Below are 10134 nucleotides of genomic sequence, written 5' to 3'. Positions count from 1 at the left end.
CGTGGACCGTACACCCGGTCGTCTTCACGCCGGCGTCGAGAACCTGCTCGTGGGCGTTCATCCCGGGGAACGACGGCAGAAGCGACGGGTGGACGTTGAGCGTCGTCGGTGCCGCGTCGAGGAACGTGGCGGTGAGGACGCGCATGTATCCGTCGAGACAGACGAGGTCGAAGTCGTAGTCGGAGAGGGTGTCGAGGATACGCTCTTCGTGTGATTCGCGGGACTCGTCGTCGTCGCGTTCGACGACTGCTGTCGGGATTCCGTGTTCGTCTGCCCAGTCGAGGATGGGTGCGTCGGCGTGGTTCGAGACGACGACGCCGAGTTCCGCTCCGCCTGGGGTGCTGTCGGCGATGTTGCGAAGGTTTCGTCCACGGTTGCTCGCGAGTCCGGCGATGGTGACCATGTGGAGAGGGCGTGTCGCGGGCCTCAAAGTGATTGCGGTCCTCACTCCTCAAAATATACTTAATTGTGTATAGGTCGTTCCTGAGTCCCGGATTGAGTACGCCACAATGTTCATACACGTGCCCATATTCGAGATTCTGTGCGAACGCGAACCCCCGGCGTTTAACCCATCCCACCGAGACGAGTCACCCATGACCGACGCCGACCGGAACGACCCGCTCTACGCGGTGTCCCCGCTCGACGGGCGCTACGCCTCTCGAACTGCACCACTCGCACCGCACGTGAGCGAGGCAGCACTCATGCGCGCTCGCGTGCAGGTAGAAGTGGAATATCTCGTCGCACTCGCCGACCTCGACGCGACACCGCTCGAACTCCCCGACCCCGAGCGAAGAGACCTTCGCGCACTCTACGAGGAGTTCGACGCCGACGACGCCGACCTCGTCAAGCGACTCGAAGTCGAAGGCGCGGCAGGCTACACCGCGACGAATCACGACGTGAAGGCCGTCGAGTACTTCATCCGAACCGAGACGCCCGAGTCCATCCACCCGTGGATTCACTTCGGCTTGACCTCCGAGGACGTAAACAACCTCTCGCACCGCCTCATGACGAAAGGTGCCGTCGAGGAGGTTCTCGTCCCCGAGATACGCGAGATGCGCGACGAACTCGTCGCCCTCGCACAGGAGTTCCGCGACGTGCCGATGCTCGCGCGAACCCACGGTCAACCCGCGACGCCGACGACGTTCGGCAAGGAAATGGCCGTCTACGCGTCCCGTCTGGGGCGCGCGCTGGCCCGCGTCGAGGCCGCGAACGACGCTCTCGCAGGCAAACTCGCCGGTGCGTCCGGAACCTACGCGGCTCACGTCGCCGCCTACCCCGACGTGGACTGGCGGGCGTTCTCCCGCGAGTTCGTCACGTCGCTCGGTCTGGAACACGTCCCACTCGCGACACAGGTCAACCCTTGTGACGACCTCGCGGCACTGTTCGACGCGTTCCGCGGCGTCAACAACGTCGTCGTGGACTTAGACCTCGACGCGTGGCTCTACATCTCGGATCGCTACCTCGGCCAAGAGACCGTCGAGGGAGAGACGGGGTCGTCGACGATGCCGCACAAAGTCAACCCAATCGACTTCGAGAACTCCGAGGGCAACCTCTCGAAGGCGAACTCGGACCTGACGTTCCTCGCAGACTACGTCACGACGTCGCGTCTCCAGCGCGACCTGTCGGACTCCACGGTCAAACGGAACATCGGCGCGGCGTTCGCCCACTGCCTCATCGGCTACAAGAAGACGCAGACCGGCCTCGGAAAGGTCGTCCCGAACGAACACGTCATGCGCGAGGAACTGGACAATATGCCGGCAATCATCGGCGAGGCAGTCCAGACGATTCTCCGCCGCGAGGGTGACACGCAGGCCTACGAACGCGTGAAAGAACTCACGCGCGGTCGTGAAGTGACGCTCTCGGACTTCCACGACCTGTTCGAAGACCTCGACGTAGACGAGACGACGCGCGAGGAACTGCTCGCGCTCACGCCCGCGACGTACGTCGGTCTGGCGGACGAACTCGTCGGCGACGTAGACGAATAACGTTCGTCGGTCCGTCAGTGGGGACTGACGGTGTCGAGAGACGAGATTCGTCTGGCCATATCGGCGACTGAGAACACAGGCTCACGGCTCTTTTTCGGGACACTTCGGTGACAGACGCGACACTCACAGCGGTTCGATAGTCAGGAGAAATACCGCCGTCAGAGGCCGATGGGCACGGAATCAGCCTCGAAGCGGTATGGGCACGGGTTCGGTGAACGCCGGCACGGATGGGCTGGATAGGCTGGTCCGTTCGTGACGGTTCGTCATGGGCTGGTAAGACGACACAGGGCGCTCACCGTGATTAATTATTTACTCAGCATAGAATAAGTCTTTTGGTGGGGTGGTGCGTTGGTGGGGATATGAAAGCAATCGTCGTCAAGCGCGGGGAAGACGAACCGGTCGTCATCGACAAGCCACGACCGGAACCGGAATCCGGGGAAGCACTCGTCCGGACGCTTCGCGTCGGTGTCGACGGGACCGACCACGAGGTCATCGCCGGTGGGCACGGGGGATTTCCCGAAGGTGAAGACCACCTCGTCCTCGGGCACGAGGCGGTCGGTATCGTCGTCGACCCGAACGACACCGAGTTAGAAGAGGGAGATATCGTCGTCCCCACGGTCAGGCGACCACCGAAGTCTGGAACGAACGAGTTCTTCGAGCGCGACCAACCGGATATGGCACCCGACGGGATGTACGCCGAACGCGGCATCGTCGGCGAACACGGGTTCATGTCTGACTTCTTTACCAGCCCAGAAGAGTACCTCGTGCGCATCCCCCGCTCGCACGCCGAACTCGGCTTTCTCATCGAACCCATCTCTATCACCGAAAAGGCCCTCGAACTCGCGTACGCGAGTCGCTCGTCGTTCGACTGGGACCCGTCATCCGGACTCGTACTCGGAAACGGCAGTCTCGGTCTCCTGACGCTGGCGATGCTGAAGGTCGACGACAAGGCCTACGAACGACTCTACTGTCTCGGCCGACGGGACCGCCCCGACCCGACCATCGACATCATCGAGAAGTTGGGTGCGACGTACGTCGACTCTCGACGCACGCCCGTCGAGGACGTTCCTGACGAACACGAACAGATGGACTTCATCTACGAAGCGACAGGGTTCCCGAAACACGCGATTCAATCCGTTCAGGCCCTCGCTCCGAACGGTGTCGGTGCACTGCTGGGTGTCCCAAGTGACTGGGCGTTCGAAGTCGACGCCGGCGCGTTCCACCGCGAGATGGTCCTCCACAACAAAGCGCTCGTCGGAAGCGTCAACTCCCACGTGAAGCACTTCGAGGCGGCGACGGTGACGTTCACCAAGCTCCCCCGGTGGTTCCTCCGTGACCTCGTCACGGGAGTCTACCCGCTGTCGAACTTCGAAGAAGCGTTCGACGACGACGACACCACTATAAAAACCGCCATCGAATTCAGTAGCGTATGAAGAACGTCGACGACCTCATCGCCAGCGCGGCGGAGCTCGCGGACCGTGGTCTCTCGAAAGGCGAGATTGCCGACGAGTTGAACGTCTCCCGCGAAACCGCCAGTTGGCTTGTCGAACGAAGTGGTGCGGCCACCAAACCAAAACCCGCCGAGAAACCCGACGGCCCGGACGACATCCACGTCGACTGGAACGCCATCGGGAGCGGTGGGAAGCGCCTCACCTACGTCGGTCGCGCACTCGCCGACCTGCTCTTAGAGACGCACGAAGAAGCCGACGTTACCATCGGTATCGAGAAAGCGGGCGTCCCGCTCGCGACGAGTGTCTCGCGCGAACTCGAAACGTCGCTCGGTGCGTACTCCCCCGCGAAACACCAGTGGGACGAAGGCGACATCGAGGACTTAGGCGGCGGGTTCTCCCGGAACTTCGCCCCCGTCGACGGTCGCAAGTGCTTCATCGTCGACGATACCGTGACGAGCGGAACCACGCTGCGAGAGACGATAGAGTCGATTCGCGCGGAAGGCGGCGAACCGCTCGCGTGTGTCGTCATCGTCGACAAACAGGGCGTCGAGGAGATAGACGGCGTCCCCGTTTACTCGCTCATCAACGTCGTCCGCGTCGGCGAACAGTAATCCCGACCCGATAGCCGGTAGCGGACCTGGCCGACGGCCGACTGGTCGTCTGGCCGCCCACCACACGACGCAACTCCTTTGTCTGCCGGGCCGTTACGTAGGTCTATGACTTTCCAACCCGAGAGCATGGACCCAGAAGAAGTCCAGTCCCGTGTGACCGAGGCCATCGAGAACAACGACGTCGTCCTGTTCATGAAGGGTAACCGCTTGATGCCGCAGTGTGGGTACTCCGCGAAAGCGCTCGAACTTATCTCGCAGTACGTCGACGAGTTCGAGACGGTCGACGTGCTCCCCGCACTCCCGCACTACCGGGCGGCCCTCGACGACAAGAGTGGGTGGGAGACGATTCCCCAGACGTTCGTCGACGGTGAGTTCATCGGTGGCAGCGACATTCTCGAAGAACTCGACAACCGTGGCGAACTCGAAGCGACGCTGACCGGCGAGAACTAATCGGCTGACTACTCCGAGGTTAGGAACTCGTTTCTGCGCTAACCGGAAGGGGAGCCCATATAAGTCTTCGACTCGTACAGGCACACAGGTATCGCCAACCGCGTGCGCCCGCACCGTGGCTCTCGTCGATACCGAAGCCAACAATGTCAGGCCGCGTATATCGACTCCATTCGACGTTGGAACTGCCACTCGAAGACGTAATGGACTACTTCGAGAACGACCCTACACTCCCACCGGAGGTTGAAGATGTGGACATCACGCGCCGCAACAACACCCTCATCATCAAGGCCGTCTCTGCTGACGACAATCTCAGCAAGTACACCCCGACGGCACAACTGAAGGCGAGTGTAACCGAGAACCGTGTCTACGAAGAAGAGCCACCCCGAGCAGGAGCGCCGAGTTGGGGAGAAGAAGAAGAGGAGATTCCCTCGGAACTCGTCGAGTTCGCCTGTTTCAAAGGTGACCTCGAGACCGTACTCCAGAACACGGCGCTTCAGTACCCGATGTTCCTCGTCCTCCGAGAGATTGCGATGCTCTCGGAGAAAGGGACGCTGACCGCCATCACCGAAGAGAGCGACGAACTTCAGGCGACGCGCATCGTCGAAGGCGAAGTGCGCGCTGCGTCCGTCGAAGTCGTCGAGAACCCACAGCAGAACAGTTCGGCTGACAGCGGTGTCAACTGGCGCGACAACAAGTTCATCTCCTGAACTCGCCGTATCCTCTATCCCAGTCCGTCACACCACGATAGCCTGCGGCCCTACTCGTGTGTGGCGGTACCACGGACCATTCTATTCCTCGGTCAAAAAGCATTTACACGACCTAATTAGATGTAATTACGAACCATGTCGGAAGCCTTCCCAGACTACCTCGACGTCGACTACACCGACGGCGAGGGAGAGACGCCGGAAGATTACCCGAGCATCGAGGAGAAAATCGAGAAGGCCATCGAAGTCACGAGAGCCGGTCTCGAGCAGTACGAGAACCCTGCCGTCATGTGGACTGGCGGGAAGGACTCGACGCTCACGCTCTACTTCATCAAGGAAGTCGCCGAGCGCTACGACCTCGACGTTCCCCCGGCGGTCTTCATCGACCACTACCAGCACTTCGACGAAATCATGGACTTCGTCGAGCACTGGGCCGACGAGTGGGACCTCGACGTCATCTGGGCGCGCAACGAGGACGTCGGCAATTACGTCGACGAACACGGCCTCGAACCCGGTGACGACATCGACGTCTCGGAACTCTCCGAGCACAACCGACACCACATCCGCAACATCCTCGAGTACGAAGAGGACACGTTCCCCTTCCTCCTCGACACCTACGTCGGGAACCACCTGCTGAAGACCGTCGCGCTCAACGACACCCTCGAAGAGTACGACATCGACGGCGTCATCTCGGGCGTCCGCTGGGACGAACAGGAAGCCCGTGCCGACGAGACGTTCTTCAGTCCGCGTCACGACCCCGACATCTACCCACCGCACGACCGCATCCAACCCATCCTCCAGTTCGAAGAGAGCGCCGTCTGGGACGCCTTCTGGTACTTCGCCGTCCCCGACACGGTCGAGAACTACCCCGAAGACGGCTACGTCCCAGAGAGCGACGAAGACCTCCCCGAGGGCGTCTCGCAGGAAGACGTGCCCGTCTCGCCGAAGTACTTCGCTGGATTCCGCAGTCTCGGCAGCGAAGTCTCGACGGACAAGTCCGCCGAAGAACCGGCGTGGCTCCAGGACATGGCGAACACGACCGAGCGCGCAGGCCGCGCCCAGGACAAAGAGGACCTGATGGAGCGCCTGCGTGACCTCGGCTACATGTAGACACGAGGTTTTTCGCACTCGGGTCGCACTCCGTGCGACCACTCTCCCGAAAAACCTCGACTAAAAACTGCCGAGTGACTCGCTTCGCTCGCACTCGGTACAGCGTCTTGGAACAGGACGTTCTGACTCAATTTTTCGTGTCCTAACGCCCGGTAAGCGCCGCCTACCGTCTCGTTAGTCCGAAAACATAGATAACGCCTGCCGCCGATGCATCCATCATGGCTCTTCGGTTCCCCGACTATCTCAGCCTCGATTACAGCGAGGGTCGTGACGAGACTGCCGCAGCGTACCCCACGCTCGAAGACAAACTCGAAAAGGCGGCGTCTATCACCCGCACCGCACTCGAACAGTACGAGCGACCCGCAATCATGTGGACCGGTGGGAAAGACTCCACCGTCGTTCTCTACGTCGTCCGCGAAGTCGCCGCCGACCTCGGCGTGGACGTGCCGCCTGTCGTCTTCATCGACCACTTCGAACACTTCGACGAGACCGAGCAGTTCGTCCACGAGTGGACCGAGCGCTGGGACCTCGACCTCGTCGTCGCGCGCAACGAGGACTTCGCAGGGCGCGGCATGGCCCCCGGCGACGAAATCGCCGTCACCGACCTGAGCGACGAGACCCAACGTGAACTCGCGCGTCTCGGCTACGACGACGAGACCATCGTCCTCGACGCCGACACCTTCGAAGGCAACCACCTGTTGAAGACCGTCGCGCTCAACGACGTCATCACCGAGTACGAGTTCGACGGTATCTTCTCCGGCGTCCGCTGGGACGAACAGGAAGCCCGTGCCGACGAGACGTTCTTCAGCCCACGCCACGAGTCCGACAAGTACCCGCCACACGACCGCGTCCACACCATCCTCCAGTTCACCGAAGCGGACATCTGGGCAACGTTCTGGAACTACATCGTCCCCGACGCCGTCGAAGGCTACCCCGTGGGGCACGTCCCGCAGTCGTACGACGACCTCCCGGAGGGAATCGAACCCGCTGACCTCCCCGTCTCGCCGAAGTACTTCGAAGGCTACCGCTCGCTCGGCACCGAATCCGGGTCGGCGAAGGCCGAGGACCGCCCCGCGTGGGTGCAGGACCTCGCCGCGAGCAAGGAGCGCGAGGGACGCGCACAGGACAAAGAGAACCTGATGGCGCGCCTCCGCGACCTCGGCTACATGTAGCGACGGCGTTTTCCTCGTTCGGGTCGCACTCCACGCGACCGGTTACGGTGAGACTATCGCGTGAAACCCTCTGAGCGAGTCGCTCGGTACACTACCTGATGGCTCTGTCAAAAATATCGTGGTAGTGATATATTGTCGGAGCCGTGCTGAATATAGAGTGCGCATTCAGAACGGTGGTGGTGCTGAAAAAGGGATGCGCGTATCGACAACCGGTCTCAGTCTTCTGTGAGTCCGAGTTGCTCGAGGGCTTCCAGCTGGTTGAAGTAGACTCGGTGTTGTTGCACTTTCCCGTCTGCAATCTCGATTATTCCCATATACCGGAGTTCGACCTTCTTTCCGGTCGGGGGGATACCGTCGAACTCTCCCTCGTGTGTCATCGACAGCCGTCCTTCATACATCACCTTGTCTTCGCTGGAAAGCGTATCGAGAACCGTCACGTGAAAGTCTGGAAAGCCCGACACGATTCCACGCATGAACTGCTCCAGGCCGTCACGGCCACGGGCCACACCCCCGGGCGCAGCAGGGTCGTATATCACGAATGACTCCGAGACGAGGTCTGGTATCTTCGCGTACTCTCGTTCGTTCCACATGTTCGCGTACTCGCTGAGGAGTTGTTCGGTGTCTGTCGAGGCTTGTGCCATGGAAACCACACTACTATGTCGACGCCCATCGAGTTAATGTTAACTTCCTGATGATTTCGTACACTTACTCGATTGTACTATTCATTTATCCATCAGCGAAATTAATAGTTGTAAGATATTGAATAAGTCCTCTCTATTCAGCACGTAGTCTCTATCACATTTCGATGAGTTCGACAGAACCCATCTCCGAGAGACCCACAGAATCCACACCGTAGCGCCTATCTCTCTCAACACGGTATCGCACCCATGGCATCCGAGTGGGTCAGTCTCTTCTCGGGCGGCAAGGACTCCTCGTGGGCGCTCTACCGGGCGCTCGAAGAGGGGTTGAACGTCACCCGCCTGCTGACCGTCCACCCAAGCGACGACTCGTACATGTACCACGTCCCCGCGACCGACCTCACCGCACTCGCAGCGGAGAGCATCGGCATCGAACTCGTCGACGTCCACCCCGGCGATTTGGAAGCGACCGACGCAACCGATTCGGGCGAACAGGGAGACGCAGAACTCGAACCGCTCGAAGCGGCCATCTCCGACCTCCAATCCGAAATCGACCTCGCGGGGGTCACGGCGGGGGCTATCGAGAGCGAGTTCCAGACGAACCGGATTCAGGGGATGTGCGACCGTCTCGGCATCGACCTCTTCGCACCGCTCTGGCAGGAGGACCCCCGCGAACTCGGCGAGGCGATGATAGACGCCGGATTCGAAATCACGTTGATTCAGGTCGCCGCCCACGGCCTCGACGAGTCGTGGCTCGGTCGGACGCTCGACGAAGACGCCCTCGACGAACTCGCGGAACTCAACGAACAGTACGGCGTCCACATCCTCGGCGAGGGCGGCGAGTTCGAGACGTTCGTCACCGACGGCCCGCACATGGACCGCCCGATAGAACTCGAATACGAGACCGAGTGGGAAGGGACACACGGTCGACTCCGCATCACCGACGCGTATCTGGGCTGAGGTGACTATCCGAGGGTCGTCTCGAACACGCAGAAAAAGAACGCTGTTCTGCGAGTACGGGTGCGAGTGCGGCAGTCGGTCGCTACTGCCCGTTCGTCAAGCGCGAGTGTGCGCCGATGAGGGCGTTCGAGAGGTCGAGGTTCTCGATGTGCGTCTCCTCGTCGACGATAGAGTTCTTCAGGTCGGCGTTGCGGATGATTGCACCGGGGAAGACGACGGACTCTTCGAGACTGGAGTCTTCGACAGTCGCGTTCGCCATGACGTGGACGTTCTGTCCGAGTTCGGTGTTCGTCACCGTCGCCGTGTCGTGGACGAAGTTCTCGCCTTCGAGGTACCACGCCACCGCGTCGAGGTAACTCTGGGGCGTGCCGATGTCGAACCACGCGTCGTCGAAGGTGTACGCGAACACGTCGCCGTTCTGTTGAAGCCACTGCATGAACCAGCCCGGTTCGTCGGGGTTGTTGTCGCCCGAGAGGTACTCGTCGAACTTCGGGAGGTCTCCGGCGGGAATCGCGTAGCACGCGATGGAGACGAGCGTACTCTTCGGGTTCTCGGGTTTCTCTTGGAAGTTGACGACGCGGTCACCGTCGAGTTCGACGAGACCGTAGGACTTCGCACGGTCGAGGTCTTTCACGTCGTAGGCGGCCAGACACGGCGCTTCCTTCTCGTAGAAGAAGTCGACGAAGTCGGCGACGTCGAAACTGATGAGGTTGTCACCGGCGATGACGACGAGGTCCTCGTCGACTTCCTCGCGGTCGATGAGTTGGGCGAGTGCACCGACCACGCCGAACTTCTCGTCTTCGGCGCTGGTGTCTTCGACAGACAGCGTTGGTTTTTCGTACGGCGACTCCTCGATGTACGTCTCGAACGACTCTTCGAACCGCTCGTTCGTGCTCACGAACACCTCGGAGACCCTGTCGTCGGCTTCGAGGTCTTCGAAGATTGTGTCGATGACCGTCTGGTCACCGACTGGGAGAAACATCTTCGGTCGGTGTTTGGTGATCGGCCAGAGACGAGTTGCATACCCACCGGCAAGGACGACTGCCTTCATGT

At 60.9% G+C, this 10134-nt stretch carries 11 protein-coding genes; 8 read left to right on the top strand and 3 right to left on the bottom strand.

Annotated elements, in window-relative coordinates; genetic code table 11:
• Positions 1-403, bottom strand: a 403-nt coding sequence (locus tag AUR66_RS16925; RefSeq protein WP_269432623.1) for a formyltransferase family protein, incomplete at its 3' end; no start/stop codon positions are given.
• Positions 404-593: 190 nt separating this feature from the next.
• Between AUR66_RS16925 and purB the strand changes: the two genes are divergently transcribed.
• The 7 genes from purB (at position 594) to AUR66_RS16890 (ending at position 7483) form a co-directional block, all read left to right on the top strand.
• Positions 594-1985, top strand: coding sequence for an adenylosuccinate lyase (purB, locus tag AUR66_RS16920; RefSeq protein ID WP_058573366.1), 1392 nt, complete (start codon positions 594-596; stop codon positions 1983-1985).
• Between the two features lie 359 nt (positions 1986-2344).
• Positions 2345-3418, top strand: a complete 1074-nt coding sequence (locus tag AUR66_RS16915) for a glucose 1-dehydrogenase (protein WP_058573365.1) — start codon at positions 2345-2347, stop codon at positions 3416-3418.
• On the top strand, positions 3415-4047 hold the full coding sequence (gene gfcR, locus AUR66_RS16910; protein WP_058573364.1) for a transcriptional regulator GfcR: 633 nt from the start codon (positions 3415-3417) through the stop codon (positions 4045-4047). Before AUR66_RS16915 ends, gfcR begins: the two co-directional genes overlap by 4 nt.
• A 105-nt stretch (positions 4048-4152) precedes the next feature.
• Complete coding sequence (locus AUR66_RS16905) at positions 4153-4497, top strand: glutaredoxin family protein (RefSeq protein ID WP_058573363.1); 345 nt, start codon at positions 4153-4155, stop codon at positions 4495-4497.
• Positions 4498-4640: 143 nt separating this feature from the next.
• Positions 4641-5204 (top strand): DUF7110 family protein, encoded by a 564-nt coding sequence (locus AUR66_RS16900; protein WP_058573362.1) that lies wholly within the window; start codon positions 4641-4643, stop codon positions 5202-5204.
• A 135-nt stretch (positions 5205-5339) separates the two neighbouring features.
• The gene (locus AUR66_RS16895) at positions 5340-6311 is read left to right on the top strand and encodes a phosphoadenosine phosphosulfate reductase family protein (protein WP_058573361.1); all 972 of its coding nucleotides are present in this window, start codon (positions 5340-5342) and stop codon (positions 6309-6311) included.
• 218 nt (positions 6312-6529) lie between these two features.
• Entirely contained in the window at positions 6530-7483 is a 954-nt protein-coding gene (locus AUR66_RS16890) for a phosphoadenosine phosphosulfate reductase family protein (protein WP_058573360.1), read from the top strand.
• 215 nt (positions 7484-7698) lie between these two features.
• Here AUR66_RS16890 and AUR66_RS16885 read toward each other — a convergent pair whose 3' ends face one another.
• Positions 7699-8124, bottom strand: a complete 426-nt coding sequence (locus AUR66_RS16885) for an ester cyclase (protein ID WP_058573359.1) — start codon at positions 8122-8124, stop codon at positions 7699-7701.
• Positions 8125-8370: 246 nt separating this feature from the next.
• Between AUR66_RS16885 and AUR66_RS16880 the strand changes: the two genes are divergently transcribed.
• Positions 8371-9081: a diphthine--ammonia ligase gene (locus tag AUR66_RS16880; RefSeq protein ID WP_058573358.1), complete on the top strand. Its 711-nt coding sequence runs from the start codon at positions 8371-8373 to the stop codon at positions 9079-9081.
• An 82-nt stretch (positions 9082-9163) separates the two neighbouring features.
• On the opposite strand, the gene AUR66_RS16875 is transcribed toward AUR66_RS16880, so the two are convergent.
• Positions 9164-10132, bottom strand: a complete 969-nt coding sequence (locus AUR66_RS16875; protein ID WP_058573357.1) for a sugar phosphate nucleotidyltransferase — start codon at positions 10130-10132, stop codon at positions 9164-9166.
• Positions 10133-10134 lie beyond the last annotated feature (2 nt).

Source organism: Haloferax profundi, assembly GCF_001469865.1.
Taxonomy (GTDB): Archaea; Halobacteriota; Halobacteria; order Halobacteriales; family Haloferacaceae; genus Haloferax; species Haloferax profundi.
The sequence above is the reverse complement of the archived record's forward strand: the minus strand, read 5'-3'. Positions and strand labels throughout refer to the sequence as shown.